Here is a 17,817-nt window from a genome sequence, read left to right on the forward strand (position 1 = left end):
CGATAGCGGGTGCCGATCGAGTTTGATAAAATTTACCCGAACCCTTATACTGAGTAGTAGGTATAGGGTAGATTTATTGCAGCATTTAGCACCTTGTATTCAGCCATAACGCTGCCAAAGACTTTGCCGCTTCCCAAATTTAGTATAGAGAACATTTTCAAATAAAATATGCGAATTTAATCCCTTTAAAGCAAGTTAATCATCCGAAAGATTTTGCAATAATCCTAAACAAATTTTTTGAAAACCACAAATATGAAACCCAGACCATTAAAGCGTCTAATTTAGCTGACTTACTCATGCTAAATAGTATTCTAAAATACATTTATTGAAACATAAAGTATATTTTTTTACATTCGGATAAATAAAGTGCTAAGAGCTTTAATGAAAAGATTAAGTTTGGCTGTAAATATTTTGAGTCTGCGGACTTTTAATGTTCGCATCAAATTAGATCGGCCAAGCTGGTATAATTTCAACAATTTTGTTAAGCAAGTTCCTCTGTTACCACTCGGCGAAGAATCTCTGTCACTTCTGCTGCCATTCTGGCGTCCAGTTGAACTGCATCTCGACTCGCTCCCCGCAAAGCCATGCTTACAGTTCTTAACTTCACCGGCTTTGCCTCACCCTTGGGAAGCTCATCCATAAATTGTACCAGCGCCACGTATACATATTCATACCTGTTTCTGCTACTGCTGTACCCGTTACCCAACTTAGAAATAATGACTGGCGAACTAATATAATTTTGCAGTCCCAACATCTCGATCGCTACATCCATATACCGACAAGCATCTGTTCCCATCGCTCTCACTATACTTTCAAGGCTGTGCCATTGTGCGCTGGGTAACCTTGCTGGTGCGGTTATGTGATGATGCCATCCCAACATAGAAATAAAACGAGTCAGATCGTATGCAGTCAGCAGATTTTCTCCCGGAGAACCTTCTGATGCGGGAGTCAGGAGAAGTTTTCCTTTTTTTAAATCATAAACTTCGGGACGATAGATAAATGCAGGTTGACCGTAACTGCCACGGAAATCTAAATTAGTATTACCTGTGATTTTCCTCACCCAATTTTCCAATCCCGGACGAGTTTCAAAGCGTTTGAACATTGCCGCCAAAGAATTGGAACTGGCGATGCGATCGCCATAACTTACCACATCCCATACCATTTCATAAAAAGGCATATTCCGTTTGCGACGATCTCGATCTCTAATGACGCAATTATCGATATCTGTATCCAGCGAATTTCCATTTACCCTAGACACAACATTGAGAATCGGTAAAATTTTCGTAGAACTCCAAAACTGACCTTTAACAAGTGCGTTTTTCCCTAACCAATGCGCCTTAATCTTATCACCAACAAAACTGCCAACGCAAAGGCACGCCTCTTGAATATCTCCATGCAAAAAGTCCAGACCTTTATTATCGATTTCGGGTAGCTTTCCCACTTCTGGGTAAGAACTAAAAGTCACTGTCTTACCTGAACCTTTTAGCACAACCGTTTCTCCATAGGAAACCACTCTTTCGCCATCAGGCTTAGCTTTGAGACGTTCCGGATAATCTTTAATTTGTTCTTTGTAAGGCGATTTTTGCACCCCACGATACAAGAATGCCAGCCGATCCGCGCTGGCACCCATATTAATCTCAATTTTCATGAAATCCTTGAAAACTTGCGCTCGGTCTTTGGCTTTTTCCAGCTTATTATCGACTACAGGAACCGCTCTATCTTCAGTGTTTGTTCCTGGCTCTGCAAAGAAGCTAATTTGTTTGCCTTCGATTGCCTGCATTATCGCTTTAGTAACTTTTGCTCTCGCATCCGTCATCGCTTTGGCAATCAAACGACCGACAACAACTTTCGCATTGAAAAGCTCTGGAGCATACCACTGTCCGCCAAATGCGATCGCCCACTTATCCCAGTTGGCAACTAATATTTCCACCTCTTTATCAGCTACCTGCTGGCTTTTAAATATCGAGTAAAAAGCTGCCACAGCTTCATCATTATTCACGGGATTTGTCGGCAGATCGATCGGTGCTTTTACCTGTTGTCCCTCCAGCGCCATTTTTACTGCTGCCGCTACTTTAAACTTGGCGTTTTCTACCTCCAGCGCCAACTTTTTGCCCGTCAAAATTTTGGCATTAATCTCAGTAGCTTCAAACCACTGAGCATCAAATGCAACAGCCCACTTCGGCCAATACACCTTTAGCTTTAGTGCTGCATCGTCAGCCGCTTGTTGGTTGTTAAAAAGTGCGTTGAATTCAGCTAGACCCTCACTGTTGCTAATCGTGCGCGGTGACAAAATTGACGAAGCAGACATAAATACTACCTCCCGATAGATTCTCATCTAATAGATAAGATTATTAGACATCACTGGGTACTGATGTCCGGTAAAATTAAATAATATCTTCCCAATGTTATGTTAACCTGCCACCCACCAAGATAAAATCTAAAATCTAAAATCTAAAATCTAAAATTCCTATGCCGCCCCAAGCTCGCAAACAATTTGCTCAGCACTGGCTCAAAAGCGACAAAGCATTAAACCAAATCGTCGCCGCCGCAGAAATTACCAATCGCGATCGCATCCTGGAAATTGGCCCAGGCACAGGTATCCTGACGCGGCGCTTATTGCCATTAGCTCAAGCCGTCGTAGCGGTGGAAATCGATCGCGACTTGTGCGAGTTATTAGCCAAACAACTGGGAAAAAGAGAAAATTTTTTACTTTTGCAAGGCGATATTCTCACCATCGACTTAGCTGCTAATCTCGTTAACTTCGCCAATTTCCAAAAGCCGAATAAAATTGTTGCCAATATCCCCTACAATATTACCGGCCCAATTCTAGAAAACTTATTAGGTACAATTGCTAATCCCAATCCCGAACCTTACGATTTAATCGTGTTGCTAGTGCAAAAAGAAGTGGCAGAACGATTATATGCCCAACCTTCATCGAAAGCATTTGGAGCGTTGTCAGTGCGAGTTCAATATATAGCAGATTGCGAATTAATTTGCAATGTACCGGCCAGAGATTTTTCCCCACCGCCGAAGGTAGATTCTGCCGTAGTGCGATTGCGTCCCCACACCCGCTTTGCTGCCCAAAACCCCAAACACCTAGACACGATCGTGAAACAGGGCTTTGCCGAAAAACGTAAAATGTTGCGAAATAATTTGAAAAGTATAGTCGATCGCGATCGGCTGACCCACTTGCTGGAACAATTAGAAATAAACCCCCAAGTCCGTGCCGAAGACCTCAGTGTCGCCCAGTGGGTAACCCTGAGTAACTCCCTAGCCCCTAGCCCCTAGCCCTAGCCCCTAGAAATGCGCTCTTACACCCTAATTGCCCCAGCCAAAATTAATCTGTATTTAGAAATACTCGGCGATCGCCCCGATGGCTATCACGAGCTGGCAATGGTAATGCAAACCATAGATCTAGCCGATCGCATCCATCTGCGCTCCAACGGCACCGATGTCATCCGCATCCACTGCAACCATCCGGGTGTACCGCAAGACAAAACTAACCTAGCTTACCGCGCCGCAGTATTGATGACAAAGCAATTTCCCAACGCTTTTGCACAGTATGGCGGCGTCGAAATCGAAATTGACAAACACATTCCCATCGCCGCCGGTTTGGCAGGTGGATCTACAGACGCCGCCTCAGTTTTGGTAGGCTTGGATTTAATGTGGAATTTGGGTTTAACTCAGTCGGAATTGCAGGAACTGGCAGCCCAACTCGGTTCGGATGTGCCTTTTTGCGTCACGGGCGGGACGGCAATCGCCACCGGACGCGGTGAAAAACTCGCCCCCTTACCGGATTTAGATAAAATATACGTGATTCTGGCAAAATACCGCCATTTGGAAGTTTCGACAGCTTGGGCTTACTCTACCTACCGAAAGCAATTCGGCAACACATATGCCTGCGATACCCAAAGCATAGAAGCGCGTTCCGCCAAGGTAAATTCAGGCTGCCTCGTGAGTGCGATCGCCCACAAAGATAACGCTAAAATCGGTGAGTGTCTGTACAACGACTTAGAAAAAGTCGTCCTGCCAACTTATCCCCAAGTGTTGCAACTGCGGGAAGCTTTCCAACGCACAGGCGTTTTAGGCACAATGATGTCAGGTTCTGGCCCCACAGTCTTTGCCCTCAGCGAGTCCTTAGATCGAGCAAACCAAATTAAAAAAGAAGTAGCCAATGCGATCTCCGACCCGGATCTGGACTTCTGGATAGCCCAATTTACTCCTAGCGGCATTGGCGTCGCTAATTAACGAAAAATTTATGAATAATCCCACTCCAACTCAAAATACCCCCTCCGCATCCGATCTCGCTAGCCCTAGCTCTCCGAGTCCTCTGCGTTGTTTGATCGGTTCCCTCATTGCTACGGGAATGACGATCGGACTTTATTTTCTGACCTCTTCCATTGCCCAGACTTTTGCCGCCAAACCAATTCAATCCCACAACGTTACAGTTATTAATATCACCGTTGCCGTCCGCACCTTAGTTGTCGGCATCAGCTCCTTGGCAACCTTCGTGTTTGGCATAATAGCGATCGGTCTGATCGCCCTAGCCATTCAAATTTCCATTCAACAGGTGAAAAATCAGCCCGCCCCACCCCAAAATTAATAAGTAATTATTTTTTCTAGGCAATAAAAGCGAGTAAGGTGGGCATGACCCACCTTATTAAAAACCTCTTAGACTGAGATAAAAATCGGTGCAAACTACACCAAATAAGAAATTACAAACGAAGACAAAGCTTCTCTTCTTTAATTTTCCATTCAAGACGGCAGTCCTGGGCGTGGCAGGCTAAAACCGTTAGCAACAGGGGCATACATAGGGTGCGAAAAACTGACATGAGCCATACCCGACCTGGGAGACTCATTCTGTCGTACCACGATCGGTTCATCTCTGTAGAGTCCGATCGCGCCATCCAGTCGTGCATTCGCTAAATTCGCACCGCTGAGATTGGCGTTGCTGAGGTTGGCACCGCTCAAATTAGCATTCAGCAGGTTAGCATCTCTCAAATCCGCACCACTCAGGTTAGCATCTTTCAAATTAGCACCCACTAAGCGGCCATCGCATAGAGTGGCATTGGACAGATTAGCACCTGTCAAATTGGCATTCCCCAAATTAGCACCACCCAAATCGGCACCACAGAGATTAGCACGATTCAGATTAACTCCAATCAGATTAGCACCATCTAAATCGGCACCGCTCAGGTTGGCTTCGCTCAAATTGGCATTCACCAAGTTGGCAAATCCCAAGTCAGCACCGGACAAAGGCACCGGAAGCTACGGTGGTAAGCTAACCAGTTATGCAAAACTGACGGGTGTGGAGTACAGTTTCTCCGCAATCTGGAATCCAAGCTAACCACTCGCTCTCGGAAAGCTCACAAAGAAGTAGTGCTTCATCAAAACTGAACGGGCTGGGAAGCTCTAAAAGTTTTACCCATGTGGAAGGTTGAAGTTCCCCTGCCAAAGGGGTCGGTTCCGTATCTACTGACCAATTACAGGGATGCAAACGGGATTTTCCAGCAACTTTCAGTTCGCAGATGTCGAGTTTCATAATCTTCTTGCCTCGGTAAGCAGCTTGCTGCCAAGCCTTTCCGATCGCCTAGCGGGACCCGATTTGGACAAACCCGATAAATCAACCCGGTTTCTCGCCCTGTCCAGCATCAGTCTTGTTTGAACAGATCGCGTCCTTCGCGTTTCGACCGAAGCGGTCTTAGCTAATGGTTTAAAACGTTTTTATTTCTGTAACTTAAGCTACAGAAATAATTTCTCTTTAGTCAAGTAACTGTCTTAGAACTTAACAGTTGCGATCGAAATTCCTAGAAATCGGCGCAAACTGCACTTTCAAAGCGATATTTCCTTCCCCCGCTGAGATGAAATCTTGCTAGCTTGGAGTATGAACAACAAAGCATTAACGGTAAGCTAGTCCGCACCGTATTGCTTAGGCTGGCAAGCTATCCGTTCGCGGTTGAAAATCATTCTCTATACTGCGTTGGTAGTAAAGTAATGAGAATGTCGATTGAGGGAAAATTATATGCTTGGTTTGTGCCAGCTATAACTCGGAAGCGATCGCACAATTTATCCAGTCTGACTGTGATATTAGGGTGAAAAATACATGACAGTTCTCGATTCCCACTTAATGACCTTTGAAAACGACGAACTTGTGCCACAATCTGCTCAACGGGTTGAACCGATCGAGCAGCTTTTGGCGATTGGCACCGCCCTTTCCAGCAGCCGGAATCTGGAAGAATTACTCAACTTAATCTTATCTAAGAGCCGGGAAATTACTTGTAGCGATGCTGGCAGCGTCTATTTACTAGATCGGAGCGACGCAATTCCCAAGCTGCTATTTAAGGTAGCGCAGAATGATTCTCAACCCAGTGCAACTTTAAACGAATTTGCTATGCCTCTGAGCGGTAAAAGTCTGGCAGGGTATGTAGCGCTTACGGGCAAATGCTTAAATCTGTCGGATGCTTATAATTTACCATCAGATGTTCCCTACCAGATCGACCTCAGTTTTGACCGGGACTTCTCCTACCGCACTCGCTCAGTTCTGGTGTTGCCAATGCAAGACCAAAATGGGGAAATCATTGGGGTGCTTCAACTCATCAATCGTAAAATCAGACCCGATACGATCGTCACTGCCGAAAATGTTGAAGAAGTAACTCAGCCTTATTCAGAGTGGGAAGAGAGGATTTTGCGATCGCTTGCTTCTCAAGCGGCGATCTCTATTGAACGCAATCACCTGCAAGAAAGTATTGAAAACCTATTCGAGAGCTTTGTCAAAGCATCTGTAGAACTGATTGAAATGCGAGACCCGACTACTTCAGGTCATTCTGAGCGAGTGGCTCAACTGGTAGTTCATCTGACTAAAGAGGTCAATTCAGTGACTACAGGTCTGCTACGACCATTTTATTTTACCGATCGCCAAATTAAAGAAATTCGCTATGCCGCACTCTTGCACGACTTCGGGAAAGTTTGCGTCCCCGAAGCGATTTTGGGAAAGCGGAAAAAACTTTATCCCGAACAACTGGAGAGCATTCGTCACCGCTTTGCGCTGACCAGAAGAACTTTGGAGATGGAAACAGCTCAAGCTAAATACCAGTATGTGCTGACGAAGCCGCTCCATCATATGATTGACGTTAACCCCGAAGCAAGCTGTCCTTACTGCCAAGATATTGAAAAACTGGACACTCAGCTGGCTCAAGAGCTCGAAAAACTCGATCGCTACTGGCGACTGCTAGTAGAGGTCAATGAACCAGAAACATTTGAAAATGAGGAATTTCATGCTTTTTCTGAGGAAGCTCTCGCACAACTGACAGAACTATCTCAATACAGATATCGAGACATCGACGGTCAGCTCAAGCCCCTAGTTTCCTTACAAGAAATGGCACAATTAATGATACCCAGAGGCAACCTCACTCCCGAAGAGCGTATGGAGATCGAAGCTCACGTCACCCACACCTATACATTTCTCCAACGCATACCCTGGACAACGCATTTCAAAAACCTCCCTATGATTGCCTACGCCCATCATGAAAAGCTGGATGGCAGCGGCTACCCTCAAGGTTTAAAAGATAAAGACATTCCCATTCAAACCCAGATTTTGACGGTTGCCGATATCTACGATGCCCTTACCGCCAGCGATCGACCTTACAAATGCAGATTGCAGGTGCAAACTTCCCTTCAGATTCTCCGACAAGAAGCCAGCAAAAACAGAATCAACAGGGATCTGGTCGATCTTTTCGAGCAACGCCAGGTTTTCGCAGTCCTGGGTCACTGCCTTGATTGACACTCCTCGGTCTAAAGACACGAGGATTCTTGCTTCATAGGGATGCCAATAAATTTACCCGAACTCTTGCATCTTCACCGTTTGCCCAACGGCTGCGAGTCCTCGAATGAGAACTACTTGAGCGGCGGCAACATCTCTATCAGTTGTATAGCCACAATTTGAACAAACGTGAGTACGTTTTGAAAGTTCTTTCTTGCCTGTCTCAACATCACAACTGGGGCAAATCTGGCTAGTTTTACGGCTGTCTACTTTTTGGAAATTGTAATAAAGCAACTTTTCTTTGGGCTCCCTTCCAATTTTTTGAGCCTAATCGTTTTCTGGAAACACGCTGTTGCAGCAATTTCATCTGGCGTTCCGCATCTACAAAAAACCTCGGACGCTTGACTAAAAGCCCATCAATATCTACTAATCGCTGCAACGGTTTATAGAATAAAGTCGCTCTCTTATGTGCGAGGCCCTAACCCCAGTTTTTTCGGTAGGGGCTAGAAAGTCAAAATTTTTTGCAATTCTTATCCTTTGCCAAAATTTTCCCCACAGATTCCACAACCTTTCCACAAAGGAGTTAAAAATTTTCCACAGCGCTTAAGTAGTTTTCCACAGGTTGTCACGGTCGGATCGAGTGTTTCTGTCCATCTGGGGATTTTTTTGGCAAACGCTTCAGCATCTGGGGTATGCTGAGTTTTTATAAAGATATGTAACAAAAAGTGGGTCAAAAAGCTTATTATTGCGTAGCCATTTTGTTAATGTGAAGATTTTTGTAATATTTCGCAGCATTGACAACCCCACCCCCAGATCGCAGACAATGATGCGGCTGACTGATCAGACGATCGGGGAATCAGGAATAAGGGACAAGGCAATGGAACATAGGTGGGTGTCATTCTCTCTATTTGCCCTGCTCCCCCGCTTTCTAGCTTCCCCACTCTCCCCCCTTCTTTGGAGCAGGTGTCTATGAACACAACCGTTAGTATGCTGGCTGAAATCCCGGAAGTACTCCACGAATCGCTCAAAAGCTACTTGGAAACGCATCCAGACTGGGATCAAGACCGGGTTTTTGCTGCTGCTCTCTCTTTGTTTTTGCTACAAAACGGAACTGGAAACACCCCAGAAGCGTCGCGCAGCTATCGTCGGGCTGCCCAGGTATATCTGGAAACGCTTTTCCGCAATTCTGTTTAAAAGTCGATCGAAAATGGGAAATTGGAAACGGTCATTGCAATTAAGGTTCAATAGAGAATAGCCATCGATGACCGATGACATGACAAATGACTGTTGACAAATGACAAACTCGTTAGACAGCTTAATCCTTGGGGCTGGAATTAGCGGTCTGAGCTTAGCCTACACCCTCAAGCAAGATGGACGGCGAATTTTACTGTGCGATCGCCAGCCAAGAGTTGGTGGGAACATCACCACAGGCTCCGCTGAAGGATTTATCTGGGAAGAAGGCCCGACGAGTTTTTCTCCGACGCCAGAATTGCTGAAGCTGGCTGTTGATGTGGGACTGGAGCAAGAGTTAGTGTTGGCCGATCGCCGTTTGCCTCGTTACGTATACTGGCAAGGTCAACTTCAACCGGTGCCCATGAGTCCCCCAGCAGCTATAACTTCCGAGTTGCTGACTTTGCAAGGTAAGCTGAGAGCGTTGAGAGGCGCTTTGGGATTTGTGGCCCCAGCTATGGGGTCTCAACTGTCCGCGCAAGGGGGAGAAGAAACTGTTGCCCAGTTCTTCCAGCGTCATCTGGGATCGGAAGTAACCCAGCGACTTGTAGCTCCCTTCGTTTCAGGCGTCTACGCAGGCGATCGCATCTCATCTGGGCGATACTGTTAAGCTGGGCTGGCAACTCATCCGCCTGCACAAGAGCGATCGATAAACCTACATTGCAGAATTTAATACACCCGCAGGACAAGAACAGGTGGAAGCACGTACCCTAGTTCTCACTTCACCTGCCTACGTCACATCTGAGGTGTGGCAAAATTTGGCACCGAGCGCAAGCCAAGCTTTGAAAGAAATCCCCTATCCTCCCGTAGCCTGCGTTGTCCTCGCCTATCCAGAAACTGCGCTCAAACATCCTCTACGCGGCTTTGGCAACTTAATTCCACGCGGTCAGGGAATTCGCACTCTTGGCACTATCTGGTCTTCGAGCTTGTTTCCCGGTCGCGCTCCGGCTGGATGGCAACTGCTAACCAACTTTATCGGCGGTGCAACTGATATCGAAATTGGCGATTTAGACGACGAGCAAATTGTCCGAGCGGTTCATCAAGATATCCGTCGTATCCTCCTCAAACAAGATTTACAGCCAAAAGTTATCGCTGTACATTTGTGGAAACGTGCTATTCCGCAATATACTCTCGGTCATCATCAACGCTTGGAGCAAATAAATCGAGATTTGGAGCAATTTCCCGGTTTATTCCTATGCAGTAACTACTTTGATGGCGTTTCTCTAGGAGACTGTGTTAAACGAGCTGTTGAGCGATCGGCTGAAATTCGCCAATATTTGCAACTGACACCTGTAGGTTGATTAAAGCGTCAGACTTAAAACTTACAGTTCCCTCATTTGTAGGGTAAATACAGGTTTGTCTGATTTTGATAACAATGTCAAATCTTGCAGGCAATAAGCTTTGTTATGATTAAATTTGCGAAAAGCTGAAACTTTCCTTAAAAATCATGTCTGAGAGAGCGACATCAATCTAAAATCCAAAATTCAAAATCTAAAATCTAAAATTAATCCAATGCTGCACGTTTCTGGGCTAAATGTCTACTATGGCGAAAGTCACATTCTCCGCAATGTGGATTTGAGCATATCCGCTGGGGAAATGGTGTGCTTGATCGGACGCAACGGTGTGGGTAAAACTACGCTGCTGAAAACGATTATGGGTTTGCTCAAACCCCGTACTGGTTCGATTAATTTTGCGGGTGAGTCGATCGACGGTAAGTCCCCGGACAAACGGGCAAAGTTGGGCATTGGTTACGTCCCCCAAGGACGGGAAATTATTCCCCGTTTGACGGTGAAGGAAAATTTGCTGTTGGGTTTGGAGGCAAGGGATGCAGGCAGGATGCCTGCGCCACAATTGCCTGACAATAAGCAGGAAATTTCAGAGGAAATTTTTGGGCTGTTTCCAGTTCTGAAAACGATGCTTTCTCGCATGGGTGGGGATTTGAGTGGCGGACAGCAGCAACAGTTAGCGATCGCTCGCGCTTTGATGGGACGCCCGCGCTTACTCGTACTTGACGAACCCACGGAAGGCATTCAACCTTCCATTATTTTAGAGATTGAGGCGGCTGTGCGCCGGATTGTTGAGTCTACAGGCATTTCTGTGCTGTTAGTCGAGCAACACCTGCATTTTGTACGGCAAGCCGATCGCTACTACGCTATGCAAAAAGGCGGTATTGTCGCTTCAGGGCTAACTAACGAACTCAGCCAAGATGTGATTCAAAGGTTTCTGGCAGTATAACTTTCATTAGACATCTCCTCCAAAAGAATCTTAAAGGGCAGACAGGATGCCTACCCCACAAGAATTTTTGGAGATGTCTAATTCACTTCCCTCCCCGTGGACGGGGAAGGGGTGGGGTGCAACGTACCTATCTTTGGGATTTAATTCATAAACTTATAATTATACAACATAATGAACAAAAAGTCAGCGTTAAAAAGTATGGTTTTTTGTTGTAGATTCTTGACAAAAAAATCATAATTGCTGTAAAGCTCGGATGACGTTTGGTTAAGTTAGTTGTATTACTGAAAATGTAAACAGCTATCTGCCTGCGATCGGGGTTATTTTGCTAGCCAAGTTAACTTGGTTGACGTTCACTCTTTCGTGAAGCGCGAGCCTAAATATATAGTGATATTAAAAAACGTTAAATCAACAATATCGGGGATTCCACAAAGACTCCAACCCAAAATTCTCATTTTTACCTTTGGCGCATCCCTACTGCCAGTGGTTTTGGTATTCGGGATAGCTTGGCGATTTGTGTATCAACCTCTGACAGATTTGGAAAAAACTCGACTTGACGATCAAGTCCTCGCTTTTCGAGGATTCACATCTGCTACGGGGAAGGGATTGCAAGATTTAGCCAACGGCTATGCAATCTGGACAGCTTTATATAATGCGGTACAGAAGCGCGATCGAGCTTGGATGAAGGAGGAGGTAACAGACCAACTGGTTTTTTCCACAGATGTGGATAACGTGCAGGTGGTGAATCGCTTTGGCGAAACTCTAGCAGAACGGGGAAGTGCTTGGCGATCGATTGCGGTGCAAGAAAGGGTTGTTGGTGCGATCGCGAAGAAAAAACCATTGCAGGAGTTGGTTACATATGGCGATCGGCAGATGTTAATCTTGGTGGCAGCACCTATTTTTCAAAGCGACGGTAAAGGTAATTCACCCGGAACCTTGATTGTAGGTCAAACACTGAATGATGCTTGGTTGCGAAAGTTTTTGAATTTTTCCCAAGCTACTACTAAGCTGGCAATTATTTCCCTTGACGGACAGTTAATGCTTTCGAGCATTGAAAAAATGAGTAGCGATACTTGGGAGGAAAATAATTTAACTGCTACGGTTTTACCGGCAATTAAACGAGGTGAGTCGGTGTACCGGATGGAACCGGAATCCGGACATAATACGATCTACGCTCCCATTAAGTCTGCGGGTAAACCTGTGGCGATCGCTAAAATTCAGATTTCGTCCGAGTATTTTCAGCAAGCATATTTAGTTCTCAATCGCGTAATTTGGATTGGCTTAGCGATGGCGATCGTATTATCGATTGCGATCGCTCGCCTGTTAGCAAGGCAAATTGGAGAGCCGATTAAACAATTAGCTCTTCGTAGCAAAACTCTCGCCACCGGGGATTTAGATTCACTCATTCCCGGTATTGATTCTGGCGGCGAAATCGGTCAATTGGCGAATGCTTATCAGGAGATGGCTACAGCTTTAAAAACGCTCATCTGTAACTTAGAGCAACGGGTGGCAGAACGCACTCAAGAGTTAGAATTAGCCCGTCAAACTTTGGAAGAACGAGTAAAGGAGCGAACTGAAGAACTTTGGCAAAAAAATCAGCAATTGCAGTCAGCCCACGACCAATTACAGCAATTAAATTTAGAAATATCTACTAAAGCCGAGCAACTTTCTCAAGCCCTGAAAAACCTTAAAAAGGCTCAAGTTCAATTGGTTCAAACTGAAAAAATGTCCAGTTTGGGTCAATTGGTTGCTGGGATTGCTCACGAGATCAATAACCCGATTAACTTTATCTACGCTAACCTCAGCTATGTCAATCGCTATACGCAAAATTTGCTAGATTTAGTAGATATTTACCAAGAAAACTATTCGAGTCCTGAAATTGAACAAATTATTGAACAGATAGAGCTAGATTTTTTAAGGATCGATTTGCCTAAAATTATCTCTTCTATGCAAAGTGGGGCCGATCGCATCAGTAAAATTGTCCTATCTTTGCGAAACTTCTCCCGGTTAGATGAAGCCGAAATGAAGCTTGTTAATATTCATGAAGGACTCGATAGTACTTTGCTAATTTTACAAAGTCGTTTGAAAATGAACAAAGGATATACCGATATAGAATTAATTCAAAAATACGGCAATTTACCCCTAGTAGAATGCTATCCCAGACAGATAAATCAGGTATTTATGAATGTTATTAGCAATGCAATTGATGAACTGGAAAAGCTAAAAGAACAACAAAATAAACAAATTACGATCGAAACAGAAGTGCAAACAAAAAATGAAATTCGTATCACAATTCGGGATAACGGTTCTGGGATATCAAGAGAATTAAAACATAAAATATTCGATCCTTTTTTTACCACGAAGCCAGTTGGAAAAGGTACTGGTTTGGGACTTTCCATTGCCTACCAAATTATTGAAAAGCATGGTGGTTACATAGATGTAATTTCCGAACCTGGTTGCGGTGCGGAGTTTGCGATCGTTCTACCCATAAAGCAACTTTAACAAAGCTACTTCTTTAGGAGGAGGAAAATAAGAAAGCATATACTATAAAACGGCAAACGTTTCCCGATCGTGTAGAAATGTTTTATGAAACATATCTACAGCTTCTTTTAATAAAAAAAGCGATCGCAGCGGATGACCTAGCAGCCATCGATACTTCAGAGTTTGTGAGAATATAATATTTGTTGAGTTCGTCGCTAATTTATGCAGTCTTTCTCTGAGCAAATATCTGCTAACATTACAGAAAAGCCAATTTTTAGCCTGGTTCTCAAACTGACGTCAAAACAGTCTTTATTTGTGTCCGACATTCTCATATACAACTATCATTGCAGGGAAAATATTTTGAATTCTTTGGAAGTGTTAAGGCTCGTTTCCATAGGCTCAGAAACAAAGATTGAAAATTCTAACGTAAAGTTTAATTTATTTGGCGAATCCAATCCAATTACTATTTCAGATTTTATCATTACTCCTAAATTGGGATTAATGCTCCGTTTCAACTCGTCACAGAGCTTTTTTTATTCTTCTCCAAAAAAAGATTCATCAGAAACATCAGAATTAACCTTTTCTACAGAAGACGACATAATAGTCGAACCTTACTTTTACGTCAAATTTACTCCAATGGAGAAGTAAGTATGAACAGCAATTACAACTTTCCCGAAAAAAGATTAATCCCTCCAGAAAATTTGCCAGATAACTTGGAAGTTCCAGATAACACTATTTTAGTTATTCCAGACCAAGGGGTATTCAAAAATCCTGATAATCTTAAAAAATTAGACCAAAAACGAGATTGGTTCAATCAGCATTTTTACTTTTGCCTTCCTTTGACTTTTGGGAATCAACACGGCTTTGTTGTTGTCGCTACTTCCGATCTTGTGATTCGGTGGGATGGGACAAATAGCGTATCGGGATTGTATATCCATCAAATTGGAGACGTTCCTAACCCAAACTTTTTGACCGTCAAATCTCATTTTGGATCTGGAATTTTAACTGTTCATCCTCGCTATATGTTCCGGACGCCTAAAAATGTCAACTTAATGGTTAAGGAACCGCCAAATTATCCGGTGGACGGGTTAAGCTGGATGAATGCGGTTGTTGAAACTGATAATTTGCGACGAGATTTTACTTTTAATATCAAAGTGACAAGAGCTAATTATGATATCTATATAAAAAAAGGTATGCCATTAGGTTGCATTCTACCATATCCCAGGTATTTTATTGATAATTATAAGTTAGAAGAATTAACAAACACCGAACAACTAGAAGTCGCTCGCCAAACGATGCAATATTTTTCCAAAGAAAGAAGTGAAATAGATCGAGGTATGCCTGGATTGAGGTACATGAATGGTGAAGATATTTATGGCATAAAATTTGACCATCATCAAAAGGTTTTGGATAATGGTAAATGGTGGGAACAAGTTAAAGATAAAACATAAGATGGCTAAGTCACAGTCTGAAGAAAATTCCAAGCAGGAAAGCTTTGGCACTGCCAAAGTGTATATAAACAATGCCAAATCGATTCTCAACAAAGCGACGGGTTTTATCGATTATTACGATTTTACACTCAACCCTTATCGAGGCTGTCAGTACGGATGTAGCTATTGCTATGCGGCGGCATTTAGTCCCAATTCTAAAATGCGACAAGATTGGGGTAACTGGGTGATTATCAAACAGAATGCAGTGGAAATTTTGGAAAAAGAATTGCAGAAATGGCAGAAGAAAAATCCAGATAAACCTGCCAGTATTTATATGAGTAGTGTCACCGATCCCTATCAGCCGATCGAATCCAAACAAATGCTAACGCGAGGCTTGTTAGAGGCGATGGTGAAGTATCAACCTATACTGGTAATTCAAACTCGCAGTCCCCTGATTGCCAAAGATGTCGATATTTTGCAACAGTTTCGACGATTGCGGATTAATATGAGCATTCCTACTGGTAGCGAACAAGTCAGGAAGGATTTTGAGCCGCGCACTCCCAGTATATCAGCTAGATTAAAAGCGATCGAAACCCTTAAACGGAACATTCGCTACCAAGAAAGCCACTGGATCAGATTTTCCGTTACCATTACGCCGCTACTCCCGACTTTTCCAGAGGATGAAGTAGATTTCATTCGCAAACTCGAAATTGTCGATCGAGTGGTAATTCAGGAATTTCACCCGACTCAAACTCGTTCTCTCGTGGCGGGAACGCGCCAAGAAGCGGAAAATATTAAGCAAAAATACTCTTGGTGGTACGATAACGAACAGCTAAACTATTTGCAGTTTAAGGAAAAATTGGATTTACTTCTCTCTGGCGTTGAGATCAAGGAAGGTAAGGCAGGATTTGGCTTTGAGTAATGCGATCGCAAATTGGTGGCGTTCCTATCAGTTCCATACCGCCATCAAAAAAGGTAACCTACGTCGCGCAGAAGAGTTATTACAAGAAATACAAAAATCGGGAGCCAGACTTTCATCACTCGAAAAGCTATTTAAAGATAAGCTGCAACTCGAACAAACTACGCGAGATTACCGCCAACAAATTTCCGCACAATACCGACAGCTAAGTCAACTGCGTCAACAACTCGAACAGATAGAGCCGAGTCAAGCACTTGGGGAAATCTCTACCGATATATTAACACCGGAGCCGGAGTTTATCGAATTTGTATCAAAAAACTTTAAGTTTGTGGAGCATGATGAAAATATGCTTCAATGCACGGGGATCGATCGCCGTGTTTTTGATGATTTTGAGGAAAGCTTAGCTGATTTTATCAAAGAAGAGTTTAGCCAACAAAGTCGGAAAAAGAACTTTCATTTTTTACTAGATGATGCGATTAACGATATCAACAGATTAAAAGGTGGACAAGACCCTCAATATAGGTTTGAACTAAGTCCGCATATCTACTTGATGAGGTATTTTTTAGATAATGTTTATTGTGCCTATCTCGCTTGGTTTCTGATCTACAAAGCTGGCTTATTACCATCTAAAATTAATATTCTCGATATTGCTGCGGGTCCAGGTACGATCGCTTACGGATTGGCTTTATTGTTACAAAGCAGTAATAGCTTTTTACCCGCACCTCCCACGCACGTTTCTTACTACTCTCTGGAACAACAGAAGAATTTCCAGTATCGCGGATTGCAATTTTGGCGAAAATACATAGAGCCGCAAGAAACAGCCACAAACGCTTACTTCCGTTTCGATACTTCTAGCATTTTCGATTACGATAATCAGTCCGCCAGAATCCCGTTAAATTTCTTTAACTTGATTGTGATTTCTCACTGTTTCTTCTCTGACTCTGAAGCACGCGATAAATCTATAGCTGTTTACAACGATATATTTACGAACTGCCTTCAAGAAAATGGTCATGTACTGCTGATAATTCAAGGAAAGAAGTTATTTAAAGCATACGGAATTCGGCAAAGCGAAAGTCTAACTCAGGAAGAAAGCGTGGTTAAAAAATTTGTAGAAGAGCTAGGCTTGAATTTAGTCTGGTATAAATACCTCACATCAACATATAGAAGAGAGCCGATTCCTGATTTTGGAATATTTGCACGAGAAAACTTACCTACCCAGAAATTTATGAGTCCGCTATTTCGTCAATACTTCAAATTAAACTTTGACTTAAACTACGGACTTGATGATTATGTAATATTGGCGAAAAAATGATGATAGTGTCGTCATTAGCCATAAACTAATGACGAATGAGTAAATAATTAATGACCGATCATCCAAGGTCGTCCATCGTTATGCTTGTGCTGGTGATGATGGTGGTGGTTATGATGCTTTTTAATTTGAGTGCGATCGACTACACGAGGTTCCGCACTTTGCTCAATTCTAGTTCTTAGAGAATTGGGCATCATCATCAAACCAGCAACCGAATAAATTCGTTTGGCTACAGTTTCGCAAATTGGGCAAAGCATCGGTTCGCTGGCTGCACTCATACTCCGCCATTCTTCAAAAGTTCCGCAATTTTCGCACTTAAATTCGTAAAGAGGCATAATCAATTTTGGATTTTAGATTTTGGATTTGAGAAACCCGGTTTTTGAGAAAAACCGGGTTTCTAGAAGCAGGTGAATTTCTTCTCCTGTCCCCCCTCTCCGTGACGGAGAGGGGACTGGGG

Annotated in this window: 14 protein-coding genes and 2 pseudogenes; 11 read left to right on the forward strand and 5 right to left on the reverse strand. The window is 43.5% G+C overall.

What is annotated here, in order from left to right; genetic code table 11:
- Positions 1–481: 481 nt before the first annotated feature.
- Positions 482–2,308 (reverse strand): peptidoglycan-binding protein, encoded by a 1,827-nt coding sequence (locus H6G03_RS37165; protein WP_199315140.1) that lies wholly within the window; start codon positions 2,306–2,308, stop codon positions 482–484.
- A gap of 161 nt (positions 2,309–2,469) precedes the next feature.
- Between H6G03_RS37165 and rsmA the strand changes: the two genes are divergently transcribed.
- From rsmA to H6G03_RS04615, 3 genes are read left to right on the forward strand one after another with little or no spacing between them, the layout of a single operon-like run.
- Positions 2,470–3,288, forward strand: coding sequence for a 16S rRNA (adenine(1518)-N(6)/adenine(1519)-N(6))-dimethyltransferase RsmA (gene rsmA, locus H6G03_RS04605; RefSeq protein ID WP_190462546.1), 819 nt, complete (start codon positions 2,470–2,472; stop codon positions 3,286–3,288).
- Between the two features lie 15 nt (positions 3,289–3,303).
- Positions 3,304–4,248: a 4-(cytidine 5'-diphospho)-2-C-methyl-D-erythritol kinase gene (gene ispE / locus H6G03_RS04610; RefSeq protein WP_190462548.1), complete on the forward strand. Its 945-nt coding sequence runs from the start codon at positions 3,304–3,306 to the stop codon at positions 4,246–4,248.
- 10 nt (positions 4,249–4,258) lie between these two features.
- The gene (locus tag H6G03_RS04615; protein ID WP_190462550.1) at positions 4,259–4,603 is read left to right on the forward strand and encodes a DUF3082 domain-containing protein; all 345 of its coding nucleotides are present in this window, start codon (positions 4,259–4,261) and stop codon (positions 4,601–4,603) included.
- A 152-nt stretch (positions 4,604–4,755) separates the two neighbouring features.
- Here the strand turns inward: H6G03_RS04615 and H6G03_RS04620 are convergent, their stop codons facing one another.
- Positions 4,756–5,262: a pentapeptide repeat-containing protein gene (locus tag H6G03_RS04620; protein WP_190462551.1), complete on the reverse strand. Its 507-nt coding sequence runs from the start codon at positions 5,260–5,262 to the stop codon at positions 4,756–4,758.
- A 19-nt stretch (positions 5,263–5,281) separates the two neighbouring features.
- Entirely contained in the window at positions 5,282–5,542 is a 261-nt protein-coding gene (locus H6G03_RS04625) for a hypothetical protein (protein ID WP_190462553.1), read from the reverse strand.
- 561 nt (positions 5,543–6,103) lie between these two features.
- On the opposite strand from H6G03_RS04625, the gene H6G03_RS04630 reads away from it, so the two are divergent.
- Entirely contained in the window at positions 6,104–7,780 is a 1,677-nt protein-coding gene (locus H6G03_RS04630; RefSeq protein WP_190462555.1) for an HD domain-containing phosphohydrolase, read from the forward strand.
- A gap of 11 nt (positions 7,781–7,791) precedes the next feature.
- Here the strand turns inward: H6G03_RS04630 and H6G03_RS04635 are convergent.
- Positions 7,792–8,177, reverse strand: a pseudogene (locus H6G03_RS04635) (zinc ribbon domain-containing protein); the annotation flags it as partial.
- Between the two features lie 551 nt (positions 8,178–8,728).
- On the opposite strand from H6G03_RS04635, the gene H6G03_RS04640 reads away from it, so the two are divergent.
- The 7 genes and pseudogenes from H6G03_RS04640 (at position 8,729) to H6G03_RS04670 (ending at position 17,363) form a co-directional block, all read left to right on the forward strand.
- Positions 8,729–8,953: a DUF2811 domain-containing protein gene (locus H6G03_RS04640; RefSeq protein ID WP_190462557.1), complete on the forward strand. Its 225-nt coding sequence runs from the start codon at positions 8,729–8,731 to the stop codon at positions 8,951–8,953.
- Between the two features lie 100 nt (positions 8,954–9,053).
- Positions 9,054–10,290, forward strand: a pseudogene (gene hemG / locus H6G03_RS39690) (protoporphyrinogen oxidase).
- 211 nt (positions 10,291–10,501) lie between these two features.
- Entirely contained in the window at positions 10,502–11,224 is a 723-nt protein-coding gene (urtE, locus tag H6G03_RS04650) for an urea ABC transporter ATP-binding subunit UrtE (protein ID WP_190462559.1), read from the forward strand.
- Positions 11,225–11,608: 384 nt separating this feature from the next.
- Positions 11,609–13,723 carry an ATP-binding protein gene (locus tag H6G03_RS04655; RefSeq protein WP_190462561.1) on the forward strand — a complete coding sequence of 705 codons (2,115 nt, stop codon included), beginning with the start codon at positions 11,609–11,611 and terminating at the stop codon, positions 13,721–13,723.
- A 629-nt stretch (positions 13,724–14,352) separates the two neighbouring features.
- Positions 14,353–15,153 (forward strand): DUF6065 family protein, encoded by an 801-nt coding sequence (locus H6G03_RS04660; RefSeq protein WP_190462563.1) that lies wholly within the window; start codon positions 14,353–14,355, stop codon positions 15,151–15,153.
- Position 15,154: 1 nt separating this feature from the next.
- On the forward strand, positions 15,155–16,054 hold the full coding sequence (locus H6G03_RS04665) for an SPL family radical SAM protein (protein ID WP_190462565.1): 900 nt from the start codon (positions 15,155–15,157) through the stop codon (positions 16,052–16,054).
- Positions 16,047–17,363, forward strand: coding sequence for a photosystem II assembly protein (locus H6G03_RS04670; protein ID WP_190462567.1), 1,317 nt, complete (start codon positions 16,047–16,049; stop codon positions 17,361–17,363). The genes H6G03_RS04665 and H6G03_RS04670 overlap by 8 nt, the downstream gene beginning before the upstream one ends.
- Before the next feature lie 47 nt (positions 17,364–17,410).
- On the opposite strand, the gene H6G03_RS04675 is transcribed toward H6G03_RS04670, so the two are convergent.
- On the reverse strand, positions 17,411–17,695 hold the full coding sequence (locus H6G03_RS04675; RefSeq protein WP_190462569.1) for an FmdB family zinc ribbon protein: 285 nt from the start codon (positions 17,693–17,695) through the stop codon (positions 17,411–17,413).
- Between the last annotated feature and the right edge of the window lie 122 nt (positions 17,696–17,817).

It is taken from the genome of Aerosakkonema funiforme FACHB-1375 (assembly GCF_014696265.1).
Lineage (GTDB): Bacteria > Cyanobacteriota > Cyanobacteriia > Cyanobacteriales > Aerosakkonemataceae > Aerosakkonema > Aerosakkonema funiforme_A.